Here is a 22776-nt window from a genome sequence, read left to right on the forward strand (position 1 = left end):
GCGGGGGCGCGCGATGCGGACCCAGACCCGAAGCGACTACTGCGCGTGGCTCGACGCGGCAGCCCGGGACGCGCACGACGCCATCAACCGGATGCACGTCGAGGCCTACGCCGATCTGGTCCGCACCGCCGAGCTGTACAAGGGCGAGCTGGCGTGCCGCCGTCCGGCGCGGCGGCCCGCGTCCGGTCTGCCCGGCCGGGGACAGCGCCATCGGAACCCTGGACTGCGGAGTTCCGCGATGGCGCGCGTCGAGGGGTCGCGGTTCGCCGATCCCCGGCCGGGCGGGTAGAAAGGGCGGCGGCGGCCGGTCGCCGCTCCCCGCGGCGCCGGCCGGTTGAGCCGACCCCGAGGAGGAGCAATGCCGGACCAGCAGCCGAACCCGCTGTGGCACCCGTTCGCGGACATGGGCGCGGTCGACGGGAACCGGTTCGTGGTGACCCGCGGCGAGGGGTCCTATGTCTGGGACGACGCGGGCCGTCGTTACTTCGACGCCTCCGCGTCGCTGTGGTACTCGAATCTCGGCCACGGCCGTCCCGAGATCACTCGCGCGGTCGCCGAGCAGTTGGAGAAGCTCGACGCGTACAACCTGTTCGGCGGCGTCGCGAACGAACCCGCGCTGAAGCTGGCGTCGCGGCTGTCGGAGCTGGCACCGGTGCCGGGGTCGAAGGTGTTCCTCGGCTCGGGCGGCGGCGACATGGTGGACACCGCGGTGAAGATCGCCCGGTCATACTTCGTCCACACTGGACGCCCGGACAAGACCCACGTGATCAGCCGGACCCAGGGCTACCACGGCACGCACGGATTCGGTACCGCCGCGGCCGGGATCCCGGCGAACGCGGAGGGCTGGGGTCCGCCGGCCGCGGATTTCTCGCAGGTGCCCTACGACAACGCGGCGGCGCTGGAGGAGGAAATCCTCCGCGTCGGTCCGGAGCGGGTGGCCGCGTTCTTCTGCGAACCGGTCATCGGCGCGGGCGGCGTGCTGCTGCCGCCGGAGGGGTACCTCGAGGAAGTGGCGGCGATCTGCCGCAAGCACGAGGTGCTGTTCGTCGCGGACTGCGTGATCTGCGCGTGGGGCCGGCTCGGCACCTGGTACGGCATCGACCGCTGGTCCGTGCAGCCGGACCTGGTGACCACGGCGAAGGGCGTGACGAGCGGGACCATCCCGCTGGGCGTGCTGCTGGTCGCGCCGCACGTGGCGGAGCCGTTCTTCACCGGCCGCCCGGGCGCGCCGATCCTGCGCCACGGCGCGACGTACGCCGGGCACCCGGTCGCCTGCGCCGCGGCGAACGCGACGCTGGACATCTACGAACGCGACGACATCATCCCGCGCGGCAAGTTGCTGGAGAAGCCGCTCGCGGACGCGCTTTCCGGGGCCGTCGGGCATCCGGCGGTGGCGGAAGTCCGGGCCGGGCTGGGATTCCTGGCGGCGGTGGAACTCGCGCCGGACCTGCTGGCCGCGGACCCGGGCGCGCCCGGACGGCTGCACAAGTTCCTGCTCGAGGAGGGCGTGATCGTGCGCGCGCTCGGCAAGGGGATGGCGGTGTCGCCGCCGCTGGTCGCCGAAGAAGCCGAGCTGGACCTGCTGGCCGCGGCCGTTCCGCGGGCGCTGGACCGCTTGCTGAAGAACTGACGACACCGCGGCGGCACCGGGTTTCCGGTGCCGCCGCAGGGCGTCCGCGGAGGACTACTTACAGGTCAGCGTCCCGGTGCGGAGCGCGTGGTCGTCGTCGTTGTCGTCGTCGGACCACACGACCTGCTTGGTCCCGTTCGCGCAGGTCGGCGAGATCGCGAAACCTTCGTTGTTGTAGTTCGACATTCCGGACGGGCGGTCGTACTGCGCGGTGACCGCGAACGCGCCGGAGGAGTTGACGTCGAGCGTGGTGGTGCGGCCCTTGCAGGTGTTGTCGCATTCGGCCCACAGGTGGCCGGTCGACGGTTCGTACTCGAGGTCCATCACCGCCGGGAACCCGCTGTCGAAGGACGCGACGCGCGTGTACTTGCCGCCGGACTGGTCGAGCGCGTACGCGTAGACCTTCCCGTTGTCCTCGAGCCCGACGAAGTACAGCCCGGTCCCGTGGTTCGGGTAGTTCGCCGGGTTGTACGCGGCTTTCGTGTGCTCGTCCCGGAATTTGTGCGCGGTGAGCGCCGAGTCCGGGACCCAGGCGATGGCCTCGAGACCCTTGTTGGGCTCGACCGACGGCAGATCCGAGGTGAGGTCCCATTCCCCGGTCGCTTTCAGGGATTTGCTCGTCCCGGAGGTCGCGTACCGGAGCACGGCGGGCTTGCTCGTGTCGCCGTCGTCGTTGTCGCGCTCGGTGGCGGTGAAGACGCCGTCCGGGGTGAAGACGACCCCTTCGGCGTCCGGGTCGCCGCTGCCGTCGGAGTAGTGCATGGGCTTGCCCTTGGCCCAGCCGTTGGCGGTGTCGGGCCGCCACTTCTTGCCGTCCTGGACGAGCCGATACAGGGTGCTCGGGCCGTTCTTCACCGCCCAGAGCACGGTGGGCGATTCGTACGAGACGCCGCTGAGGTTGCTGCCGAAAACCCCGGAGTCGTCGGCGATGGCCACCTTCGACCCGCCGGGCCACGCCGTGGCCTTCGGAGTGGCCGCCGGCGCCGCGTGGGCCGCACCGGCCCCGACCGCGAGCGCGAGCACCGACAACGCGACGATGCCCCGGATTTTTCCACGACGATGTGTTCCACGCTGGTGCGCAAGCAAAGGAGCCGCTCCTTCTGTCCGTCGGGCACGGACGCGGGCCGTGCCGAGGTGGTCGCTGCTGACAAGCGGCGGTCCCGCGTCGCGGGACTTACAGCAGTGGGTGATCGACAGTGGAGCACAATGCGCGGCCGGTAAGCAACAAACAGCAGGTGACGTTGTCCCGATGACCGGCACGGCGGTTTCCCGGCGGGCCGATTGCCGTGCTGTCAACGGGCAAACGGACAGACGGACCTCGGACGACCGCGACCGCATGCCGATCGTCCGGCGGCGTTGGGGTGGCGGCCGTTTCGCGTCGGCGGTGAGGTGGCGGCCGTTTCGCGGCGGCGATGGGTGGCGTTCGTGCGGCGGCGGCGATGGGGTGGCGGCGGTTTCTCGGCGGCGGTGGGGTGGCGTTCGTGCGGCGGCGGCGATGGGGTGGTGGCCGTTTCGCGTCGGCGATGGGGTGGCGTTCGTGCGGCGTCGGTGCTCGGGTGCCGGTCGTCCGGCGGCGGCCATCGGTTGCCAGCTGCCGGTGCGGCGGTCGCCGTGCGGCGGTCACCAGGCGGGTGGCCGCCAAGAGACCGCCGCCGCTCGCCGCGAATCCCTCACCGGGCGACGGTCCGCCACACCGGCACGTTGACGACCGCCGCGGGCATCCCGGGAGCCCCGCTGTCCCCGGGGACGATCGTGAACCGCCATTTGTCCACGCCGCCGCCCATGATCTCGGCATAGCGGCGGGCGCCGTCCGCGTTCGCGAAGCGGACCTGCTGACCACTGGCGAGGTGGGTGATCTTGACCGCCACACTGCCTCCTGAACATCGATCGAAGGACGGTTTTGCCTGGGTGCCGGCCCGCGGAGCTTCCCCCTCCGGGGCCGGCCCAACCAGTAGAACACGTGTTCGATTCGCTCGGCAATCCAGGTCCCCCTCCCGAGCGACCCGGAGCGTTTCATGACGCAGCCGGCGCCCGGATCTCAGGCCAGGAAACCGCTCAGGTTCAAGATCGGGGTCGCGGAAGCCTGCGGGCTCGTCGGCGCCGCGGGTGTCGGCAACGAGGTCGTCCGCCTACCAGCGGGCCATCGAGCAGTACGACCGCTACCTCGCCGACTGCTGCACCGCGAATCTCACGTCCGCGGATCTGAAACAGATCGCGGCCTCGCTGGAAAAGCGGGCCTTCGAAGCCTAGGCCGCGCCGGGCGAAACTCCTTGTGCCACAAGGAAGTTCTCACCGCGCCCGCACCATCGCCACCCGCGGCCACCGGTCCAGTCCGCGCGCGATCTCCGCTCGCCGGATCTCCCGCAGCGCCGGACCCTGCTCCTCGTCGGCCAGCACGCGGAACCCGAGCCGTTCGTAGTAGGGCGCGTTCCACGGCACCTCGGCGAACGTCGTCAGCGTCAGCCCGGACAGCCCGCGCTCCGCGGCCCACGCGCCGACCGTCTCGATCAGCGCGCGCCCCAATCCGCGGCGCGCGTGGCTCGGCAGCAGCGAAACCTGTTCCACGTGGCCGAAACCGTCGACCTCCTCGGCGAGCACGTAGGCCGCGATCGTCCCGTCGTCGTCCCAGACCCAGCACCGGCCCGCCGACTGGAACACCGCGAGGTCCGCGACCGAAGGCGGTGCGTCGGCGGCGATCTCGGGCATGCCGAGGGCCCGGAACGGTTCTCCGGCGGCACGTTCGAGGTCGGGCAGGGCAGGAAGATCGGCAGGGGCGGCGAGACGGATCACTGCCCCGATTTTACGGCTACATGGAGTATTCGGAAATCGCTTTTCCGATCTGCTCCGCGTAAGCGCGCAACGCCGTGATGGCTCGTTCGCGCTCCGCGTCGCCGATGCGGGTGGCCGGTCCGACGAAGGTCAGCACGCTCGGGCGGTGCCGGTTGACGTCGACCGGCACCGAACAGCACCACACGCCGTCCTCGATCTCGCCCCAGCTCTGCACGTAGCGGTTGGCCAGCGCGAGCTTGAGGTCGTCGCGCACCTCGGCCCCGCGTTCCCGGGAGATCCGGGCGACCTGGCGTTCGCGTTCGCCGTCGGGCAGCAGGGCGAGCAGCATCTTCCCGGTCGCGCCGACGCCGAGCGGGATCGAATGCCCGGGCTGGAACGTGAACCGCATCGGCCGGTCGCATTCCACCCGGTCGCTGCACACCGCGACGTCGCCGAAGTGCTGGAACAGCAGGACGGTCTCGCCGAGTTCGCGCACCGCCTCCTCCATCACCGGCAGCGCCACCCTGGCCAGGTCGTTCGCGAGCCGGGCGGCCCGCGCGAGCGGCATGACGCGGCTGGTGACGTGGTAGCGGCCGGACCGGGATTCTTCGAGCAGCTGCAGTTCCTTCAGCAACTGCACGTAGCGGTAGGTGGTGGCAACCGGGCTGCCGATCGCTTCGGCGAGCTCCGCCACGCTGGCCTCCCAGCGCTGTTCGGTGAACGACAACAGCAACTGGAGCACTTTCCGGGAACTGTTGGCGCCGGCCGTGCGACGGAGCCCGGGTTCAGACATCCTGAAACCCCTTCGCGAGTTCACCGAATTCAGTCACGAACGCGCCGGTAAATTACCACAGGTCGGGGTTTTTCCGCCCGCGGCGATAAACGGGGTCAGCAATCCGGGGACCGCCGCGTCGGCGAGCGCGAGCCCGGCGCCTTCCTCGACGTCCAGCACGCGGTAGTGCCCGCGACCGGCGGCGACCGGCGCGGTGACGGTGACCAGCCCGGCCCGCCGCTGGAACAGCGACTGGTGCACGACGATCCCGGTGAGCCGGTCGCGCCGGACGGCGACCGTCGCCCTGGCCAGCGACCCGGAACGGGTCACGAGGTACCGGCCGGTGATCGCGTGGCCGAGCGAGCGGTACCGGTCGAAGCCGACCAGGACGGCGAACGGCAGCAGCACGAGCGCGGCCTGCCACGGCCATTCCGGCAGCACGGCGAGCCGGGCCAGGCCGAACAGCGCGGCTGAGAGCGCCAGCACGGCGAAGACGGCACGGGTGATCCGGCGGGTCAGCGCGCGCCGGGAATGCCGTACGAGGGGGACATTCGCGAAGTCCTCGCCGAGCACCTCGCTCGCGATCTCCCGGGCTTTCCCGGCCGGAGCGGGCGGCAGCAGCAGGCCGCCGCCGCGGTCCGCGCCCTTGCCCTCGCGCAGTCCGGCCGCGACCGCGACGCATTTCGCGCCGCCGACCATCCGCAACGGCAACGGTTCCTTGATCTCGACGCCGCGCAACCGGTCTTCCTCGATCGACACCGACCGCGTCGTGATCAGCCCGCGCCGGATGTGCAACGTGCCGCCCGGTTCGCGGGTGAGCCGGAAGTTCCAGAACGACAACACGTATCCGCCGACCGACAGCACCGACACCAGCACGAGAAGTCCGGCCGCCGCCAGCACCACGGTGAGCCACACCGGCTGTTCGAGCGCGCGGGCGGTGAGGTCGCGGACCGGCCCGAAACTCGTCGGATCGAAGCGCAGTTCGTGCGCGAAGTGGTAGACGGTGCCGAGAATCGCGGCGACCACCGCGAGCCCGGACAAGGTGAACGGCGCGTACCGCACCCAGCGCTTGTCGACCTCGGCGACGAGCGACTCCGCCGGTCGCGCCGCTCGCGTTTCCGCCGGGGTCCGGTGCAGCAACAGGGTGCGCAGCCGCTGGGCTTCGGCGCGGGTGACCGCGTCGAGCACCAGCTGGTCCTTGCCCGGTCCTTTTCCGTGGTCGTGCCGTCCGGTACCGATTCTTACCGCGGAAAGCGAGAAAAGCCGATGTTTCGGTTCCGAAAGCACGTCTACGGTACGGATTCGATCGAGCGGAATCGCACGTTGCTTGCGCAGCAGCAACCCGGTGTGCCATTCGAGCTGGGTCGCGGTGACGCGGTAGCGAGAGGTGAGACAGTGCGAAACGCCGACGCCGATCGTCACCGCGGTGGCCGCGAGACCGATCCACTGCCAGTGGTTTCCGTGGCCGAGCACCAGCGCGCCGACGAGCACCGGCAGCGACTTCACCAGGTCGAGAACCGGGCGGATCAGCAACATCCGGCGGTCGAGGCGATGCCAGGCCGCCTCGCCGGCGCCTTCGGCGGAGACCGGCGGGGAGGGTGCGGTGGCGTTCACGTCGCGTCCCCTCGAACCGCCTGCGTGGTGCGGGTCAGCTCGTCGGCCAGCGCGACCGCGACCTCGCGATCGAGCCCGGAGACGCGCAGCGGGCCAGCGGCCGACGCGGTGGTGACGGTGAGCCGGGCCAGCCCGAACAGCTGCTCCAGCGGTCCGCGTTCGACGTCCACCGTCTGGATCCGAGAGATGGGCGCGATCCGCCACTCCTGCTTCAGCCAGCCGGACTGGGTGTAGACGGCCTCGCCGGTGACCTCCCAGCGGTGCACGCGATAGCGCCACTGCGGCATGACGAGCAGGTGAAGCGGGGCCAGCACACAGGAGAGCAGCAGCGTCACGGTGAGCCACGACGGCGGGTCGTCCGCAGTCGCGACCACCACCGCCTGCACCGCGAGCACGAGCAGCCAGCCGGCCCCCGCCGATGCCGCCCAGTGGCCGATCGCCCGGCGGCTCACCCGGTGTTCGGGCGGGCGCAGCCGGAGTTCAAGCGTGGTGGATTTCTCGGTGTTCACCTGCTCAGAGTGCCTGAGCACAGGGGGCGGTGCCCACGACAAGTGTCACGATGCCCCGATCCGGGGTGCTGGCAAGTGCGGGGCGTTACTATTTTCGCCGCGCGCGGGATGGATTCGCAGCTCGGCCGCGTTGTACCGCGTACGTCCGTGCAAGCGAGCAGCAGGAGGATCCGGTGGGACTCGATCCCGAGGAACTGTACGAGGTGGACTCGGACGTCCCTGACCTGGACGGAGCTGTGCTCCTCCACTTCTTCGAGGGATTCATGGACGCGGGTTCGGCAGGCCAGCTGGTCACCGACCACCTCACCGGCGAGGTCGAGAACCGGATCGTCGCCCGGTTCGACGTCGACCGGCTCATCGACTACCGGTCGCGCCGCCCGGCGATGATCTACGCGGTCGACCACTGGGAGGAGTACGAGGCCCCCGAACTGGTCGTGCGCCTGCTGCACGACCAGGACGGCATCCCGTTCCTGCTGCTGTCCGGCCCCGAGCCGGACCGCGAATGGGAGCTGTTCGCGGCCGCCGTGCGCCAGCTGGTGGAACGCTGGGGCGTCCGGCTCACCGTGGGCTACCACGGAATTCCGATGGGAGCCCCGCACACGCGCCCGCTCGGCGTCACCGCGCACGCGACCCGCGAGCACCTGATCGGCGAGCATCAGCCGCTGCCGAACCGCATGCAGGTCCCGGGCAGCGCCGCCGCGATGCTGGAGTACCGCTTCGGCGAATGGGGCCACGACGCGATGGGCTTCGCCGCGCACGTGCCGCACTACCTGGCGCAGTCGACCTACCCGGCCGCCGCGCTGACGATCCTCGAGTCGATCGGCAAGGCCACCGGCCTGCGCCTGCCCGACGGCGAACTCCGCACCGCGGCCGAGGTGGCCAAGGCGGAAATCGACCGCCAGGTCGCGGAATCCGAGGAATCCGCCGACGTGGTGCGCGCACTGGAACGTCAGTACGACACGTTCGCCGAAGCGTCCGGGCACAGCCTGCTCGCCGAATCGCAGGAACACATGCCGACGGCGGACGAACTGGGCTCGCAGTTCGAACGATTCCTCGCCGAACAGGGCGGGGAGGGCTCCGAACGCTGAGCGGAGAGGGAAGGCTGAGCCGGAAGGTAGCGCTGAGCCGAGAGGTAGGCAACGCCCGCGGACCGAACCGTCTGCCAGGCCCACCAAAGCCGAGCCGCCATGATCGCCACCCTGGCCATGGTGCGGCCCGCACGTTGCCGGAAAGCAGCGGGGGCGAGTGTGGTGGATGACATCTCTGCAGAAGCTAGCCCGTCCGCTGCCGGGCGGACACCCGGGTAGGCCCCTAACGCTTTCGCGAACGCGCGACGCGACGGCTACGTGATGAGCCTGCAAGGAGCCATCGCGGGGGCTGAAACCGGGCGGCTCACCATCGGGGCCAGTTCACCGTGCGTCTGGCCGCACGGAACGCCCGGCTCCCGGTCCTGACCAGGAGCTGGAAGAGCCTGGCCGGTCCGGAAGACTGCCCGTTTCGTCCCGGCGCGCGGCATCTCGGCATCCTCACCCCGGCCAGCCGGCCAGATACTGCAGTGCCTGGCTGGTCGGCCCGAACGCGTCGCCGAGCAGTGCGTGCAGTTCGCGGTTGAACGACTCGATCACCGGGCGCAGCCGGGCGATCGTCGCGGTTCCCTCCGGCGTCAGGTCCAGCACCAGCGCCCGGTGCTGTTCGGGATGCGGCTGGCGGACGATCAGCCCCGCCTCGATCAATCGTCCCGTCATCGCGGTGATCGCCGATTCGCGTTGGCCCAGTTCGGTGGCCAGTTCGCGCTGGGTGAGTCCCGGCTGGTCGTGCACCGCCAGCAGTGCGCCCAGCTGCGCGGTCGTCACGCCGCCCGCGGCGAGGCAGCGGCGGTCGCCCTCGACGCGCAGGCGGTGTGCCGCGCTCTGCAGCAGGAAGAAAAGTCGTTCGTCGGCGGCCATGCGGGGATCTTGACAGTCTTCTCTTCTCGCCGCCATCCTCACTTCACTACTGAAGTACTTCACTACTGAAGTGAGGACTGAAAATGGACATAGACTTCGCGAGAGCCGGACTCGCCGCGCAACCGTTCAGCGTCCTGCTCGGCGCGCGGGTCGAGGAGTTCGGCGCCGGCCGCGCGGTGCTGGCGCTGGACGTCCGCGACGATCTCCGGCAGCAGAACGGCTACCTGCACGGCGGCGTCCTCGCCTACGCCGCGGACAACGCGCTCACTTTCGCCGCCGGAACCGTGCTGGGGCCGCAATTGCTGACGAGCGGCTTCTCCATCGACTACCTCGTGCCCGCCGACGGGGTGCTCCTGCGCGCGGAGGCGACGGTCGTCCAAGCGAGCCGGTCGCGGGCCACCTGCCGCTGCGATCTGTACACAGTGGACGGAGAGGGGAACTCGACGTTGTGCGCGGCCGCGCAGGGGTCCGCGGTGGTCCGGCGGACGGCTACTCCCGGGTAAACCGGGCAGTGCGGGACCGGGTCCGGTTGTCGGCTATCGTCCCGGGATGAACCAGGAAAGCCAAGATCGGCTGACGACAAGGACTTTGGGCCCTGCGCTGCGCCGGAAGGCCGGCCTGGTGCTGCGCCGGGCCGCGGCCCGCCTGCACGATCCGCACGCAGGCCAGCTCGCCGAACTGCGCGCGGAACTGGAGCGGACGCGCGAGGAACTGCGGTCCGAGGTCATCCGGCAGGGGGACCGCCTGCTGGACCGCGTGGTCGAGTTCGAGATCCGCAGCCGCCGCGACATCGTGTACGCCGGCGACCAGGACGCGGCGCTGGAGAGCAACGTCTTCGCGCGCGAAAACCTGATCGGGGCACGGCATTTCGGCAGCCCGAAGGAAACGCTGGAGTACGCGCTTTCCCTCGCCCCCACCGGCGGGATGGCGCTGGAATTCGGCGTCGCCACCGGCAACACCCTGCGCACCATCACGGCCGCGCGCGACGCGACCGAGGTGTACGGCTTCGATTCGTTCGACGGCCTGCCCGAGGCGTGGCTCAACGGCATGCCCGCCGGCGCCTTCGCCCGCGACGACCTGCCCGACGTGCCGGGAGCCGAACTCGTCGTCGGCCTGTTCTCCGACACCTTGCCCGGGTTCCTGGAGAAACACCCGGGGCCGGTCGATTTCGTGCACGTCGACGGCGATCTCTACAGCTCCGCGAAGACCGTGCTGGACAACGTCGGACCGCGGCTGCGCGTCGGCAGCATCGTGCACTTCGACGAGTTCTTCAACTTCCCCGGCTGGAAACGGCACGAGTACCGGGCGTGGACCGAGCACGTGGAGAAGACCGGCGTCGAATTCGCCTACGAGGCCTACACCTACAACGACAACCAGGTCACCGTGCGGATCACCGGCGGCCCGGGGCTCATGGAGTGAAGCAGCCGTCCTCGTTGAGCGGCCCGATCGAGGGGAGCAGCAGGCCGCACAGGTAGCCGTCGATCCAGCGGCCGTTGCCGGTGAGATTCGCGGCGAAGCGGACGAGCGGGGCCAGCTGCCGGATTCCGTCCGCGAGCGACGCGCGATTGCGTTCGAGCAACGCGGTGAGCCGGTCGAGCTGGGTGAGCACGGGGCCGAGTTCGCGGTCGTTGTCGGTGACGAGCCCGGACACCTCGGTGCTCAGCCGACGGGCGCCGGCGAGCAGCGAGTGAATGGCGGATTCGCGTTTCCGCACCTCGTCCAGCAGCTGGTTGCCGTCGGTGAGAAGCCGGGTCAGCTGGGCGTCGCGGTCGGCGAGCGTAGCGGAGATCGTGCGTGCTTGAGCCAGAAGGTGAGCCAGTTTCGCGTCGCGCGCGGAGAGGGAATCGGACAGCCGCGACAGTCCGGTCAGCGTGGCGCGGACGTCGGCCGGGGTGTGCGCGAACGTGTCGGAAATGGCGCGGAAGCTCTGCGCCAGCCGGGTGGTGTCGATGGCGTCGACGGTCGTGGCCAGCTGCCGGAACGCGGGGAGCACGTCATACGGAACGGTGGTCCGGTCGCGCGGGATCGGCGTGCCCGGATCCAGCGACCCGGTGCCGACCGGGTCGAGCGCGAGATATTTCTGACCCAGCAACGTCTTGATCCGGATCGACGCGGACGTCCGGTCCCCGAGCCACGCGCCCGACACGCGGAAGGACACCCGGACGGACGCGCCGTCGAGCGAAACCTCCGACACCCGGCCGACTTTCACCCCCGCGATCCGGACGTCGTTGCCGGTTTGGAGTCCCGCCGCTTCGCTGAACTCCGCGGCATACGCGGTGCCGTCGCCGAGAATCGGCAGATTCGGCGCCTGAAGCGCGGTGAGGACGCCGAGAACGAGCACGGTCATCCCGACGAGAGCAGTGCGCACGGGGCGCCGGGCGGCAGGCACAGCGTGGATAGTGGCTCGCCCAGCCGGGTGAGGCCACTCACGCCACCCGAATGGGCCCTTTTCTGGTGTGTCCACTTAGGACGATGGGGGCTCCTGTCCTGCGCCCGCCCGGTTTCCCGGCTTCGCACCGGAGGTCCGCGTCGTGTGCCATTCTGGCCTGGCTGGCCGACGTGACCGGAGTCATCGGAACATCCGGTGCGGCTCGGCCGTTGAAGGGGTGTGCAGCGAGCGCGGAAAACCCGCGCCCACGCCGATCGGGGAGGAGCGACCATGCGAGACCTGACCACCGGATTGCACCCGGCGCCAGACCTCGTGGACGACACGGACGCGGCCCGGCAGGAAGAACGCCGGCGCAAGGCGGCACTGGCCGTCGCGTCCCAGGCCAAGGACGCGCAGGAATGCGCCCTGCTGCTGGACATGCTGGGGCTGCACGCCCCGGGTGGCAGCCGGACCGAGGTCGCCTGAGGCGCTTCGGTTCCGCCAGGGGTGTTTCCAGGCGTTCGGGGGAAGAACACGCCGTGACCAGGGTGCGGACCGGTCGCGGATGAGTCAGGTGGGCACCGGCCTGGCCCTGGGGAGGGCTGGGCGGGTGCGGCTTGAGCGATAACGGGCTGGACGGCTCGGCTGCTGGGCGGCCGGGCCGTTTGGTGTGGGGTGGTGGGGGTTCGGTTCTGGCTGGCGGCTTGGCTGCGGGTGGTCGGAGACCATCGGCGACCTGATCTCCGACTGCGCCCACCTCCCGCCCACGGGCCGTTTGGCGTGGGGGTTTGGTTCCGGTGGACGGCTCGGCTGCTCGGCGGCCGGGCCGTTTGGCGTGGGTTGGGGGTTTCGGTTTCTGCGGACGGTTCAGTTGCGGGGTGGCCCGGTCGTTTGGTGTTGGGGTTTTGGTTCCGGTGGACGGCTCGGCTGCTGGGCGGCCGGGCCGTTTGGCGTGGGTTGGGGGTTTCGGTTTCTGCGGACGGTCCAGCTGCGGCCCGGTCGTTTGACGTGGGGGTTTTGGTTCCTGCGGTTGGCTCGGCTGCTCGGCGGCCGGGCCGTTGGGCGTGGTTTGCGGGGTTCCGGCTTCTACGGACGGTTCGGCTGCGGGGTGGCGAGGTCGTTTGATGTAGCGGTTCGGTTCCTGCGGATGGCTCAGCTGCTGGGCGGCCGGGTCGTTGGTGAGCGGTGCGAGGTTTCGGCTCCGGCGGACGGGGAACCCGCGTCGTGGCCAGAGGTGACGGCTGGCCAGTTTGGCGTGGGCTAACCGGTTGGCTGGCGCACTGAGCCTGCCCGGCGATACGTCGAACCTTTCTGGGCAACCAAGTCCTGCACCGCAGCCCTTCCCGGCTGCCCGTTTGCGGCATAGAGCCGTCCGCGCTCGTCGGAGAGCAACCCATCGCACCGGTCCCCACCCTGCCGATACGTCCGAACGGGTGAAATCGCGGCCGAAAATCAAACCGGAAAACAGCCCTGTCCCACGCGCTCGGAGCGCCGACCGGCCGGAGGCGCGCTCCGCTTGAGTCGCAGAACCCCTTGGTATGAAAGCGATTCGCGACTGACGCCCTCGCTCTGCACCGGGTGTCCACTGGGGTCAGGCGGCACCGCAATGCGGATTCCGCAGAAACTCTCGTTCCCGCGCAGGCAATCCACATCGAACCGCGAAATCGGTACGGAAACCGTCTCGCTCCGCAAGGCTCCTGCCAACCTGCCGCAAGGGGTGATTCCTGAGGCACTGCAAGAATTCCCGAACTTGCGCGGTCGGGTACTGTCGATGCCCCTGGGTGATATTTTGCTCCGAACGGCTGAGTGTCGCCGACGTATCCGTCACCCTGGTGGAGCATCCTGTACCGGGAAGCGGCCTGGGTCGGGACCAGGCGCAGGGGAGGAAACGCTGTGCAGTACCTGCGGGAAGACGAATATCTCATTCGGCAGCAGCGAGCGCTGGCGGAAATGGTGCGTCGGGGACGGCGGAAGCGCAGTTTTCAGCTGGCGGAACATCTGGCGGCGGAGGGCGGGGTGCACCGGTCGGACGTGCTCGCCGTGACCGCGCTTTTCCTTGCCTGCCAGGCGGTTCGGCAAGGGGACGCCGCGGCCGTGCAGCGATTTTCTCGTGCGTTTCGCAGTTGTGAGCGAAGCAGCGTGGATCTCGCTCGGCAGCTCATGCGATTGGAAGCGGGCCGGGAACAGGGATGGCTGCCGCGCGCGCATTACGACGAGCTTTTTTCCTACGCTTGGCGAGAAAACCGGCCGGACATTCTGGTCAAAGCCTCGTTGATTCAGCCGCGCGATGTTCCGGCGGCCGGATGGTGGGCCGAGATGGAGCGGAATCTCAGCCTGTTATCCGTCTGAATCGCCGGAAGGCCACTCGATCCGGGCGAACAGCGCACGCAATTTCGCGCCGCGGGTCTCGTTCGTGGCGCTGATCCACGCGATCCGGCCCAGCAGGTGCGCGCGGAAATCCGGGTGCCCGGCGCGGTTCTGCGCCGCCGGGCCGGTGCGGACGCAGTTGTGCAGCACGGCCCGCAACTCGTCGTACTCGGAGCGGGCGACCGCCGGCGCGGCGTTCACCACCAGGCCCGCGACGCGTTGCTGCCGGTAGGCCGGTTTGACCGACGTCTTGTCGTCGCGCAGCCGGAAGCCCTCGTCGGTCACGATCCGCCGGACGCCTGGCAGCAGGCGGTGCAGCGGAAGGCTCGCGTCGCCGGAGAAGGCCAGGTCGTCGGCGTAGCGGGTGTAGTTCGCGCCCAGCACGGCGGCGAGGCCGGAGAGCCTGCGGTCCAGATGGTGGGTGACGGCGTTCGCCGCCGAGGGCGACGACGGCGCGCCTTGCGGCAGATGCGTGCCGGCGAGGTGGTTCAGCATCCTCGAGCGCGCCGGGGCGGAGCGCAGGACGTCGACCGGGGTGCGGGTGGTGAGGATTCCGGCGAGGGCGGCGGCGACGGCCCTCGGGTAGCCGGCCAGGTCGAGCAGCGAGCGCACGCGGGACGCGGAGACCGTCGGGAAGAAACCGGCCAGATCGAGCCGCACCACCACGTCCTGTCCGGCGTGCGGGCGGGCGCAGGTGTGGATCGAACGGCCGCGGCGGAAACCGTGCGCGGCCTCGTGGACCGGGAGCGCGTCGAGCACATGCCGGCGGACCCGGCGCTGCAGTTCGGCCAGCCGGGGTTTCGGCCGCTCGATCAGCCGTGCGCCGCCGCTGGACGTCGGAATCCAGCGGTAGCAGTAATGCCGCAGCACCGGCCGGGACCGCCGGTGCCAGCCGCCTTCGTCGGCGAACCAGGTCAGCTCGCCGGGCGTGAGGTCGAGGGCGGCGGCGCATTCGTCGAACGTGGTCCACCGGGCGACCGGCCAGCGCCACACCGGCATCGGTTCGAGCAGCGACGCGGAGGCGACTCGTTCTCCGTTCATCCGCGCTGTCTCGCACGCGGAGCGTGCCGCCGCTGCGCGGGGCGCTGTGGGTACGTGTCGTGCTGCTCCCCGGGGTTGCCCCGGAGTGGGTGGTCCTCCACCGGCTCACCTCCGCGTCGCCGATTCCCACCCTAGCCACGAGCACCGACAAAACCGGCCGGGGGAGGACCCGGTGACCGAGCCCACCCTTGACCCAGAGTCTTGGCTATAGCAACTTTTGCACTATGCAAGGTTTGCCGGACGACGCGGCCGCGCTCGAGCGGCTGACTCGCGTGCTCGTGGCCGTGGCCTGGGACAGCGCGCACGCCGCCCCGCGCGGCGTCACCTTCCCGCAGGTGCGGTTGCTGGTGGTGCTCGACAGCCTGGGCCGCGTGCCGTGTTCGCGGCTCGCCGAGGCGATGGGCGTGAACGCGTCCTCGGTGACGCGGCTGGCCGACAAGCTCGAGGCGCACGGGTATGTCGTGCGCAGCGAGGACGCGCACCGCCGCACTGTGGTGACGATCGAGGTCACCGCTGCCGGACGCGAGGTCGTCGCCGGGGTCGTCGGCCGGCGGCAGCGCGCGCTGTCCGAGCTGCTGGCGGAAGTGCCGGCCGCGCGGCAGCAGGCGGTCTCCGCGGCGGTCCGCGAGCTGGTCGCGGCGGCGGAATCGGCGCCGGGCGTGCCCACGGCGGGGCCGGGCCGGCTGTGAAGGCTCCGGCGCGGGCCGCGCACCTCGGCGACTTCGCGGTCAATCCGCGGATGCTGCTGATCACCGCGATCGCACTGCCAGTGGGCGGCGCGGCGGCGGTGGCGGCGTTCGCACTGCTCAAACTCATCGGCTTGATCACCAACCTGGTCTTCTACCAGCGCGTCGCCACGGACCTCGTCGCGCCGGGCGCGCAGCAGCATCCGTGGTGGCTCGTGCTGCTCGCGCCGGTCGTCGGCGGGCTCGTGATCGGCGTGATGGCGCGCTACGGCTCGGAGAAGATCCGCGGCCACGGCATGCCGGAGACGATCGAAGCGATCCTCACCGGCGGCAGCCGGGTGGCCCCGCGCGTCGCGGTGCTGAAACCGGTGTCGGCGGCGGTCAGCATCGGCACCGGCGGCCCGTTCGGCGCCGAAGGGCCGATCATCATGACCGGCGGCGCGGTCGGTTCGATCCTCGCGCAGCTGCTGAAACTGTCCGCGGATGAACGCAAGACGCTGCTCGTGGCCGGTGCCGCGGGCGGGATGGCGGCGACGTTCAACGCGCCGCTCGCGTCTGTCCTGCTGGCCGTGGAGTTGCTGCTCTTCGAATGGCGGCCGCGCAGTCTTGTGCCGGTGGCCGCGGCGGTGTCGGTCGCGACGGTGTGCCGCGGGTTCCTGCTCGGCACCGGACCGGTCTTCGGAGTCCCGTTCACCGGGGCCAACCCCGGTCCGGCCGCCGACGGTCTCGCCCTCGTCCCCGGCTTGACCGGCGGGTTGCTGGCGATCGGCGCGACCGCGCTCGTCTACTTCGCCGAGGATTTGTTCGGACGGCTGCCCGTGCACTGGATGTGGTGGCCCGCGATCGGCGGCCTCGTGATCGGCGTCGGCGGCCTGCTCGAACCGCACGCGCTGGGCGTCGGTTACGACGTGATCGACGCGCTGCTCACCGGGCACGCGACCGCGTCGCTGATCGTCGGGATCCTGGTCGTGAAAACGCTGATCTGGGCGCTTTCGCTGGGCTCCGGGACTTCGGGAGGCGTGCTGGCGCCGGTGTTCATGATCGGTGCCGCGCTGGGCGCCGCGGAGGGCGGGTTGCTGCCCCACGTCGCGCCCGGTTTCTGGGCGACGTGCGGGCTGGCCGCGGTGGTCGGCGGCGTGATGCGCTCGCCGTTCACCGGCATTGTGTTCACTTTGGAGCTGACCCACGCGTGGAGTTACTTGCTGCCGCTCGTCGTCGCGTCGTTCTCGGCGTACGGGCTTTCGGTGTTGCTGCTCAAGCGTTCGGTGCTCACAGAGAAGATCGCGCGGCGACGCCTGCACCTCACTCGCGAGTACACGACTGATCCACTTGAGACGTTCTTCGTGCATGAAGTGATGACGCACCAACCGGATGTGCAGATGTCGGCTGAGGTCGTCGTGTACGCGGACGACACCTTGCGTGACGTCGCGAACGAACTGGCGCTCGGGCACACCACGCAGGCGCTGGTGGTCGACCGGCACGATCCTTCGCGGGTGCTCGGCAAGGTGACGCTGGCGCAGTTACTGCACGCCCGGCGGCGGGACCTGCACGAGGAGCATCACCGGGAACGGTTGCTGGGCCGGTCGGTCAGCGCTTGAGCCGCTGTTTGTCCACTTTGCCCACTGGGGTCAACGGCAGTTCTTTCCTGAACTCCACAGTGGACGGTACGAAGTGCTCGCCGCCGAGTTCCGCGCGGACTTGATCGCGCAGTTCGTCGGCGGTGGTGTTTTCGGCGACCACCACGGCGTGCAGAAGGGCTCCGTCCGGACCTGGCGCGGGGACTACCGCGGCGGCCGTTACCTTGGGGTGGCTGAGAAGTGCGTGCTCAACTGTGGTCGAGGAGACCTTCGTGCCGTGCTCGCCGGTCACGATGACGTCGTCGATCCGGTCTTCCAGATAGAGGTAGCCGTCTTCGTCGAAGCGGCCGAGGTCGCCGGTGCGCAGCCAGCCGTCGCCGATCGGCGGCTGGTCCTGGTATCCGTCCATCATGGACAGTCCGCGGACGAGTACTTCACCGTCGTCGACGCGGGCTTCCATGCCGGGCACGATGCGGCCGACCGAGCCGAGAAGTTCTGGCCGGGCAAGGACTTCGTCCGCTGAGATGCTGGCGATCATCGGCGCTTCGGTAAGCCCGTAACCCTGTCCGACGACCGGGCCGAACACCCGCAGCGCCTCGGCCAACCGGCGGGGCGGCAGCGGTGCGGCGCCGAGGGAAAGCTGCTGCACGCTGGATACGTCCGTAGTGGACAGTTTCGGATGGTCGAGCACTGCGGCGAGCCGGGGCGGGGTAAGGGAAAGCGTCGTGATGCGATGCCGCTCGATATCGGCGAGAACGCGCTCGGCGTCGAACTCTCGGTGCAGTACCACAGTGTTGCCGCAGCAGAGCGCACCTAGCACGGCGGCGTTGCCGGTCATGTGCGTGAGCGGCGCGGTGACGAGGGCGGTTTTGGTGCCGTCCGGCTGGAAGATATGGGCGACGCCGTCGTAAATTCCGCTGTGCCGGATCAGTTTCGGGGTTCCGGTGGTGCCGCCGCTGGGGAAAATGGCCGTGACCCGCTCCGGCACGGTGTCCGGAATGGACGGACGCGCGGCGGCGAGCTGGTCGAGTTCGGCGTCGGTGAGCAAGGTCGCCCCGGTGGCCGCCAGCGTCGCCGCTCGCGCCGGACGGCTCGCGGACGCCGCGATGAGCACGACTTCCAGCCCGCGCAGCTGCGCGGCAAGCTGGGCGAGCACCACTTCCGGCCGGTTGGCGGCGTCGATCGCCACCCTGCCGCGCACCTCGGCGAGCCCGCCGTACAGCCGGGACAGCAGTTCTGCCGCCGCGCGGTACGTCATGGCGGTGTCGTCGTGGTGGAACAGCACGGTGTCGCCGCCGTCGCGGAGCGCGGAAAGGACGCGGGACAGGAAAAAGCTCACCCGGCACACCGTAGTCGTGTGTTGGCCGAGAACGGCGATCGCGGCTAGGTTCGCTGTCATGACCGCTCCGCCCGCGATCGACGCGGCCTCGAAAAGCTGGCGCAGAGCCCTCGCCGACCTGCAGGCCGGGCTGCGTGCCCGGGAACTGTGGGCATTGCTCGCCTGGCAGGACATCAAGCAGCGCTACCGGCGCTCGTCGCTGGGGCCGTTGTGGATCACCGTCGGGATGGCGGTCACCGCACTCGCGCTGGGCGTGGTGAACTCCGCGCTGTTCGGCAGTTCCATCTCGACCTTGCTGCCGAGCATCACCACCGGGCTCATCCTGTGGAACTTCATGAACGGCTGCATCGTTGAAGGCTCGGAAACGTTCATCGCGAACGAGGGGATGATCAAACAGCTGCCGGCCCCGGTGTCGGTGTACGCGCTGCGCACGGTGTGGCGGCAGTCGTTGTACCTGGCGCACAACCTCGTCGTGTACGTGGTGGTGCTGGCGATCTTCTTCGGCAAGCTCTCGCAGCCGTACCGCTTGGTGGACAAGGACGGCGCGCTGCTGCATCCCGGGCTGGGCTGGGGAATGCTGCTCGCCGTGCCCGCGCTGATGCTGGTCATGCTGAACGGCGCGTGGGTGGTGCTGCTGTTCGGCGTGGTGTCCACCCGGTTCCGCGACATTCCGCCGGTGATCCAGAGTTTCATCACGATGCTCTTCTACGCGACGCCGATCATGTGGTCGATGGACCAGGTGCGGGTGATGAATCAGGGCTCGCACGAAGGATTCGGCTCCCTCGCGGTGAATCTGCTGCAGCTCAACCCGGTGTACCACTTCGTCGAGATCGTGCGCGCGCCGCTGGTCGGTCAGCAGCAAAGCTGGACGCATTGGCTCGTCGCGGGCGCGGTGACCGTGGTCGGCTGGTCGCTGGCGATGCTGGTGCTGCGCAATTACCGGGCTCGGGTCGCGTACTGGGTTTAACTGTCCATTGGGGACTCAATTCGCCCTCGCCGCGATCGTGCTGAGGCTGCCGGGCGCGCACGCCCGCGTTACCGTTGTCGCAGGGGCTCGCCAACGGAGGTCGCATGAAGCGTCGGAAGGCAATGCTGGCTATCGCCGGGACGGTGCTCGCGATGAGCACGGTCGCCGCCACTCCCGCCGGGCTCACGCCGCGGCAACTGGCCGGACAGCGGGTGATCTACTCCTATCCCGGGCTGACCCCGCCCGCCTCGCTGCTGCAACGAATCCGCGCCGGCGAGGCGGCCGGCGTGATTTTCTTCGGCGAGAACATCTCGGACCCTCACCAGATCAGCGCCGTCGTCCGGCAATTACGGGACGCGAACGCGCAAAGCCCGGTGCACCGCCCGTTGCTGCTGATGACCGACCAGGAAGGCGGCAAGATCCGCCGGCTGCCCGGCGAGCCCGTTCTGTCGGAGAAACAGGTCGCCCAGTCCGCGGACCCCTCCGCCGCGGCCAAAGCGGCCGGCATCGGCGCTGGCCGGAACCTCGCCGGGGTAGGCATGAACGTCAACCTCGCGCCGGTTCTGGACGTCTACCGCCAATCGGGCAATTTCATCGACAAATACGGCCGCTCTTACAGCCAGGACCCGCAGGTGGCTGGTTCGCTGGGCCGGGATTTCGTGACGGCCCAGCAGTCCACGGGCGTCGCCGCGACCGCCAAGCACTTCCCCGGCCTGGGTGCCGTGCCGGCCGGAGGCAACACGGATGTCGGCCCGGTGACGCTGAACGTGCCCCTGCCGGAACTGCGCGCCAAGGACGAGGCTCCGTATCACCCGGTGGTCGAGGCCGGGGAGAAGCTCGTGATGCTCTCGTGGGCGGTGTACCCCGCCCTGGACGCCTCCCGCCCCGCCGGCCTCTCGCCCGCGGCGGTGCGGGAACTCCGCACCGAGACGCAGTTCGCCGGGGTGACCGTGACGGATGCCCTGGAAGCTGGCGCCCTGAAGTCCTACGGCGGGCCGGGAAACCGCGCCGTGCTGGCGGCGAAGGCGGGGATGGATCTGATCCTGGCTTCGGCTCGGGAGGTGAGCCAGGGGGATGAGGCCGCTTCCGCGCTGGCCGCGGGTTTGTCGAACGGCTCCCTGCCGAGCGGGGATTTCACGGCGGCGGTGGATCGGGTGTCGGCGTTGCGGGATGGGGTGCAGTAGGCCGTTCGCGGGATTAGGCGCTTTTACCTGCCTCGACGTGTCACAGGCTGAGGCGCGCGGCTTGGCCGTAGCCGCGCGACGAGATTCTGGATACCGCTCGTCGGGTGCTTCTCCGCACGATACGACTCGGCGGTCTCCACGGTTTCAGCCGTCTTCCCCGAGTCTCAGGACGCCCCGACGCCGTGCGGAGCCTGCTAGCGTTGGATCTGTTCGGCTCGCCTCTCGCGCGGTTATCCAGCAAAACACCCCCGTTCCGGTGACACCCGGCGGTGTGGACCTCGCGCTGACCGCGGACCGAACGGGCACCCTTGCGTGCGACCCACCCACGACGGGAGGACGAATGCAAGCTTGGTGGCTCCTGGTGGCCGTCGCCGCGGTGTTCGTGGTGCTGGCCGTGGTGTTCCTGCGCCGCGCCGCTCGGCGTCGTTCTGCCGTTTCGCCGCCGGAAGCTTTCCCGCCGGACGAATCGGCGCGCCGGTGGGTCTCCCCGTCGGACGACGTGCCCCGGCGTGCTCGCCACCGCCTTGACGAGGCGCATCCTCTGGCGCGTTATCCGGTCGCCCGGCAACGTCCGATGCGGCATCCGCGACCGTCGGCGCAGCAGGAGTCCGCGCCGGAGCGGCGAGACTCCTAGTCCGGCGGATCCCGCCTTCTTCGCCGACCCTGGCCTGGAAGGCAGAGCGCGGCCGTCGATCGATTTCATCGCTGAATCGCAGCGAAAACAGGTGTTGGACTGGAAGGTCGGCGCACGCCAATACTCAGCGCATGACCTCTGTGCCTGGCGTTTCCGCCGAGGATTCCGGCCCAAGCGACGACCGGCACCTCGTTGGCGAGGTGTCCAGGGCAGCTGATGGCGTCGCCCTCGACGCGGCCAACGCCAGCCACGCGGCCGATGGTGAGCCGGTCGACGGGGAGACTCGGGACGTCGTCCGGTTGTTGCGGAGGTTGGGCGGCAGGGCGTTCGCGCTGGCGTTCGTCGCCGGGATCACCGGGCTGACGACCGTCGCGCTGGTGTTGGGGCTGGCCGGGTTCGCGTTGGTGCTCGCGCCGGTGCGCGGGGTCAGGCGAGGAGGTGGGCCAGCAGCGCCCGCGCCGCGGGGTTGGTGAGGTTTGCCGAGCGGCCGGTCAGGTAGATCGTGCGGGCCAGCGCCGGCTGGGTGAGGTGGGCGAACGGGAGTCCGGAGCGAGCGGCGACCTGCTCGGGGACCACGGTGACGCCTAGCCCGGCCGCGACCAGGTCGACCAGCAGTGAGACGTTCGTTGCTTCGCAGACCTGGTCGCGCCGGACGCCGGCCTCGGTGAAAGCCCGGTCGACCAACGCTTGCAGGCCGCTTCCGGTGAAATCCACGAAAGGTTCGCCGTCCAGTTCCGCCAGCCGGACCCGGCGGCGGGTCGACAGGCGGTGTCCGGGATGGGCGAGCAGGACCAGGTTCTGCTCCCAGCTGGCGAACTCGGCCAGGTCCTCCGGCAGCGGACCGCCCACATAGGACAGATCCAGTTCGCCGTCGGACACCGCGGCGGTCAGTCCGGGGATGGTGCCTTCCCGCACGCGCAGCCGGATTCCGGGGTAGCGGGCGCGGAATTCGCCCAGCTTCGCGGGCAGGTCGAGGACGGTCAGGGTCTGGATCGTCCCGATCGACACCCGGCCGCGCGCGAGTCCGGTCACCGCGGCTACCTCGCCGCGGGCGGAGTCGACGTCCGCGGCGATCTGCCGGGCCAGGGGGAGCAGGGCCTCGCCCGCGGGAGTGAGAGTCACGCGGCGGGTGGTGCGGTCGAACAGCTCCGCGCCGAGGTCGGCTTCCAGTTTCCGGATGGACGCGCTGAGCGCGGACTGCACGACGTGCACGTCCTGCGCGGCGCGGGTGAAGTTGCGGTGCCGGACCACGGCGAGGAAGTGCTCGACCTGCCTCAGCTCCATCGGCTTCGCCTCCGTCTCGCCACTGTCTCGCCACCGGGAAGTGGTTCGACGAACGTACCGCGCGGGCCGGTCGGGGACGGCCGTTCGGG

At 70.0% G+C, this 22776-nt stretch carries 25 protein-coding genes; 14 read left to right on the forward strand and 11 right to left on the reverse strand.

Translation table 11 applies throughout. The annotated features are described in order from the left end of the window. Window positions 1-13: 13 nt before the first annotated feature. The gene (locus F9C11_RS14215) at window positions 14-289 is read left to right on the forward strand and encodes a hypothetical protein (RefSeq protein WP_409185329.1); all 276 of its coding nucleotides are present in this window, start codon (window positions 14-16) and stop codon (window positions 287-289) included. 69 nt (window positions 290-358) lie between these two features. Beyond that, complete coding sequence (locus F9C11_RS14220; protein WP_409185330.1) at window positions 359-1630, forward strand: aspartate aminotransferase family protein; 1272 nt, start codon at window positions 359-361, stop codon at window positions 1628-1630. Between the two features lie 54 nt (window positions 1631-1684). Here F9C11_RS14220 and F9C11_RS14225 read toward each other — a convergent pair whose 3' ends face one another. Together F9C11_RS14225 and F9C11_RS14230 are read right to left on the reverse strand one after the other, a co-directional pair. After that, window positions 1685-2659, reverse strand: a complete 975-nt coding sequence (locus F9C11_RS14225; protein ID WP_409185331.1) for an esterase-like activity of phytase family protein — start codon at window positions 2657-2659, stop codon at window positions 1685-1687. A gap of 641 nt (window positions 2660-3300) precedes the next feature. After that, window positions 3301-3498: a hypothetical protein gene (locus F9C11_RS14230; protein ID WP_037715481.1), complete on the reverse strand. Its 198-nt coding sequence runs from the start codon at window positions 3496-3498 to the stop codon at window positions 3301-3303. A 238-nt stretch (window positions 3499-3736) separates the two neighbouring features. Between F9C11_RS14230 and F9C11_RS14235 the strand changes: the two genes are divergently transcribed. Beyond that, the gene (locus F9C11_RS14235; RefSeq protein WP_409185332.1) at window positions 3737-3880 is read left to right on the forward strand and encodes a hypothetical protein; all 144 of its coding nucleotides are present in this window, start codon (window positions 3737-3739) and stop codon (window positions 3878-3880) included. Between the two features lie 39 nt (window positions 3881-3919). Here F9C11_RS14235 and F9C11_RS14240 read toward each other — a convergent pair whose 3' ends face one another. From F9C11_RS14240 to F9C11_RS14255, 4 genes are all read right to left on the reverse strand, one after another. Beyond that, window positions 3920-4420: a GNAT family N-acetyltransferase gene (locus tag F9C11_RS14240; protein ID WP_409185333.1), complete on the reverse strand. Its 501-nt coding sequence runs from the start codon at window positions 4418-4420 to the stop codon at window positions 3920-3922. 16 nt (window positions 4421-4436) lie between these two features. Continuing rightward, window positions 4437-5192, reverse strand: a complete 756-nt coding sequence (locus tag F9C11_RS14245; RefSeq protein ID WP_409185334.1) for an IclR family transcriptional regulator — start codon at window positions 5190-5192, stop codon at window positions 4437-4439. A 33-nt stretch (window positions 5193-5225) separates the two neighbouring features. Further along, a complete protein-coding gene (locus F9C11_RS14250) occupies window positions 5226-6707 on the reverse strand; it encodes a PH domain-containing protein (RefSeq protein ID WP_409186907.1) in 1482 nt (493 codons plus the stop codon). Between the two features lie 74 nt (window positions 6708-6781). Then, window positions 6782-7294, reverse strand: coding sequence for a PH domain-containing protein (locus tag F9C11_RS14255; RefSeq protein ID WP_409185335.1), 513 nt, complete (start codon window positions 7292-7294; stop codon window positions 6782-6784). 173 nt (window positions 7295-7467) lie between these two features. On the opposite strand from F9C11_RS14255, the gene F9C11_RS14260 reads away from it, so the two are divergent. Continuing rightward, window positions 7468-8382, forward strand: a complete 915-nt coding sequence (locus tag F9C11_RS14260) for a proteasome assembly chaperone family protein (protein WP_409185336.1) — start codon at window positions 7468-7470, stop codon at window positions 8380-8382. A 438-nt stretch (window positions 8383-8820) separates the two neighbouring features. Here F9C11_RS14260 and F9C11_RS14265 read toward each other — a convergent pair whose 3' ends face one another. Then, window positions 8821-9240 carry a MarR family winged helix-turn-helix transcriptional regulator gene (locus tag F9C11_RS14265; protein WP_409185337.1) on the reverse strand — a complete coding sequence of 140 codons (420 nt, stop codon included), beginning with the start codon at window positions 9238-9240 and terminating at the stop codon, window positions 8821-8823. A gap of 83 nt (window positions 9241-9323) precedes the next feature. Between F9C11_RS14265 and F9C11_RS14270 the strand changes: the two genes are divergently transcribed. Next, complete coding sequence (locus F9C11_RS14270) at window positions 9324-9743, forward strand: PaaI family thioesterase (RefSeq protein ID WP_409185338.1); 420 nt, start codon at window positions 9324-9326, stop codon at window positions 9741-9743. Window positions 9744-9789: 46 nt separating this feature from the next. After that, window positions 9790-10659 (forward strand): class I SAM-dependent methyltransferase, encoded by an 870-nt coding sequence (locus F9C11_RS14275; protein WP_409185339.1) that lies wholly within the window; start codon window positions 9790-9792, stop codon window positions 10657-10659. Here the strand turns inward: F9C11_RS14275 and F9C11_RS14280 are convergent. Then, the gene (locus F9C11_RS14280; protein ID WP_409185340.1) at window positions 10649-11587 is read right to left on the reverse strand and encodes an MCE family protein; all 939 of its coding nucleotides are present in this window, start codon (window positions 11585-11587) and stop codon (window positions 10649-10651) included. The two genes, F9C11_RS14275 and F9C11_RS14280, sit on opposite strands and share 11 nt — an antisense overlap. A gap of 312 nt (window positions 11588-11899) precedes the next feature. Between F9C11_RS14280 and F9C11_RS14285 the strand changes: the two genes are divergently transcribed. Both F9C11_RS14285 and F9C11_RS14290 read left to right on the forward strand, forming a co-directional pair. Then, window positions 11900-12094: a hypothetical protein gene (locus F9C11_RS14285; RefSeq protein WP_409185341.1), complete on the forward strand. Its 195-nt coding sequence runs from the start codon at window positions 11900-11902 to the stop codon at window positions 12092-12094. 1407 nt (window positions 12095-13501) lie between these two features. Next, on the forward strand, window positions 13502-13957 hold the full coding sequence (locus F9C11_RS14290; RefSeq protein WP_409185342.1) for a hypothetical protein: 456 nt from the start codon (window positions 13502-13504) through the stop codon (window positions 13955-13957). Here F9C11_RS14290 and F9C11_RS14295 read toward each other — a convergent pair. Next, the gene (locus tag F9C11_RS14295) at window positions 13946-15016 is read right to left on the reverse strand and encodes a reverse transcriptase family protein (protein WP_409185343.1); all 1071 of its coding nucleotides are present in this window, start codon (window positions 15014-15016) and stop codon (window positions 13946-13948) included. The two genes, F9C11_RS14290 and F9C11_RS14295, sit on opposite strands and share 12 nt — an antisense overlap. 224 nt (window positions 15017-15240) lie before the next feature. On the opposite strand from F9C11_RS14295, the gene F9C11_RS14300 reads away from it, so the two are divergent. Together F9C11_RS14300 and F9C11_RS14305 are read left to right on the forward strand one after the other, a co-directional pair. Beyond that, window positions 15241-15705: a MarR family winged helix-turn-helix transcriptional regulator gene (locus F9C11_RS14300; protein WP_409185344.1), complete on the forward strand. Its 465-nt coding sequence runs from the start codon at window positions 15241-15243 to the stop codon at window positions 15703-15705. Next, window positions 15702-17300, forward strand: coding sequence for a chloride channel protein (locus F9C11_RS14305; protein WP_409185345.1), 1599 nt, complete (start codon window positions 15702-15704; stop codon window positions 17298-17300). The genes F9C11_RS14300 and F9C11_RS14305 overlap by 4 nt, the downstream gene beginning before the upstream one ends. Here the strand turns inward: F9C11_RS14305 and F9C11_RS14310 are convergent. Further along, the gene (locus F9C11_RS14310; RefSeq protein ID WP_409186908.1) at window positions 17290-18618 is read right to left on the reverse strand and encodes a class I adenylate-forming enzyme family protein; all 1329 of its coding nucleotides are present in this window, start codon (window positions 18616-18618) and stop codon (window positions 17290-17292) included. The genes F9C11_RS14305 and F9C11_RS14310 overlap by 11 nt on opposite strands. A 58-nt stretch (window positions 18619-18676) precedes the next feature. Here F9C11_RS14310 and F9C11_RS14315 point away from each other — a divergent pair, with 58 nt between their 5' ends. From F9C11_RS14315 to F9C11_RS14330, 4 genes are all read left to right on the forward strand, one after another. Further along, window positions 18677-19585, forward strand: coding sequence for an ABC transporter permease (locus F9C11_RS14315; RefSeq protein ID WP_409185346.1), 909 nt, complete (start codon window positions 18677-18679; stop codon window positions 19583-19585). Between the two features lie 104 nt (window positions 19586-19689). After that, a complete protein-coding gene (locus F9C11_RS14320; protein ID WP_409185347.1) occupies window positions 19690-20769 on the forward strand; it encodes a glycoside hydrolase family 3 N-terminal domain-containing protein in 1080 nt (359 codons plus the stop codon). 340 nt (window positions 20770-21109) lie between these two features. Beyond that, window positions 21110-21403: a hypothetical protein gene (locus tag F9C11_RS14325; RefSeq protein ID WP_409185348.1), complete on the forward strand. Its 294-nt coding sequence runs from the start codon at window positions 21110-21112 to the stop codon at window positions 21401-21403. Between the two features lie 131 nt (window positions 21404-21534). Next, on the forward strand, window positions 21535-21876 hold the full coding sequence (locus tag F9C11_RS14330) for a hypothetical protein (protein WP_409185349.1): 342 nt from the start codon (window positions 21535-21537) through the stop codon (window positions 21874-21876). Here the strand turns inward: F9C11_RS14330 and F9C11_RS14335 are convergent. Next, on the reverse strand, window positions 21830-22687 hold the full coding sequence (locus tag F9C11_RS14335; RefSeq protein WP_409185350.1) for a LysR family transcriptional regulator: 858 nt from the start codon (window positions 22685-22687) through the stop codon (window positions 21830-21832). The genes F9C11_RS14330 and F9C11_RS14335 overlap by 47 nt on opposite strands. Between the last annotated feature and the right edge of the window lie 89 nt (window positions 22688-22776).

Origin of the sequence: Amycolatopsis sp. VS8301801F10, assembly GCF_046195355.1 — a bacterium.
Classification (GTDB): Bacteria; Actinomycetota; Actinomycetes; order Mycobacteriales; family Pseudonocardiaceae; genus Amycolatopsis.

What these genes read in the sequence shown, in the direction of transcription:
- F9C11_RS14320 (WP_409185347.1), top strand. Translation starts at nt 19,690, where the DNA reads ATGAAGCGTCGGAAGGCAATGCTGGCTATCGCCGGGACGGTGCTCGCG.
- F9C11_RS14300 (WP_409185344.1), top strand. Translation starts at nt 15,241, where the DNA reads ATGCAAGGTTTGCCGGACGACGCGGCCGCGCTCGAGCGGCTGACTCGC.
- F9C11_RS14335 (WP_409185350.1), bottom strand. Translation starts at nt 22,687, where the DNA reads ATGGAGCTGAGGCAGGTCGAGCACTTCCTCGCCGTGGTCCGGCACCGC.
- F9C11_RS14265 (WP_409185337.1), bottom strand. Translation starts at nt 9,240, where the DNA reads ATGGCCGCCGACGAACGACTTTTCTTCCTGCTGCAGAGCGCGGCACAC.
- F9C11_RS14330 (WP_409185349.1), top strand. Translation starts at nt 21,535, where the DNA reads ATGACCTCTGTGCCTGGCGTTTCCGCCGAGGATTCCGGCCCAAGCGAC.
- F9C11_RS14275 (WP_409185339.1), top strand. Translation starts at nt 9,790, where the DNA reads ATGAACCAGGAAAGCCAAGATCGGCTGACGACAAGGACTTTGGGCCCT.
- F9C11_RS14280 (WP_409185340.1), bottom strand. Translation starts at nt 11,587, where the DNA reads ATGACCGTGCTCGTTCTCGGCGTCCTCACCGCGCTTCAGGCGCCGAAT.
- F9C11_RS14270 (WP_409185338.1), top strand. Translation starts at nt 9,324, where the DNA reads ATGGACATAGACTTCGCGAGAGCCGGACTCGCCGCGCAACCGTTCAGC.
- F9C11_RS14245 (WP_409185334.1), bottom strand. Translation starts at nt 5,192, where the DNA reads ATGTCTGAACCCGGGCTCCGTCGCACGGCCGGCGCCAACAGTTCCCGG.
- F9C11_RS14285 (WP_409185341.1), top strand. Translation starts at nt 11,900, where the DNA reads ATGCGAGACCTGACCACCGGATTGCACCCGGCGCCAGACCTCGTGGAC.
- F9C11_RS14220 (WP_409185330.1), top strand. Translation starts at nt 359, where the DNA reads ATGCCGGACCAGCAGCCGAACCCGCTGTGGCACCCGTTCGCGGACATG.
- F9C11_RS14250 (WP_409186907.1), bottom strand. Translation starts at nt 6,707, where the DNA reads ATGTTGCTGATCCGCCCGGTTCTCGACCTGGTGAAGTCGCTGCCGGTG.
- F9C11_RS14215 (WP_409185329.1), top strand. Translation starts at nt 14, where the DNA reads ATGCGGACCCAGACCCGAAGCGACTACTGCGCGTGGCTCGACGCGGCA.
- F9C11_RS14325 (WP_409185348.1), top strand. Translation starts at nt 21,110, where the DNA reads ATGCAAGCTTGGTGGCTCCTGGTGGCCGTCGCCGCGGTGTTCGTGGTG.
- F9C11_RS14315 (WP_409185346.1), top strand. Translation starts at nt 18,677, where the DNA reads ATGACCGCTCCGCCCGCGATCGACGCGGCCTCGAAAAGCTGGCGCAGA.
- F9C11_RS14295 (WP_409185343.1), bottom strand. Translation starts at nt 15,016, where the DNA reads ATGAACGGAGAACGAGTCGCCTCCGCGTCGCTGCTCGAACCGATGCCG.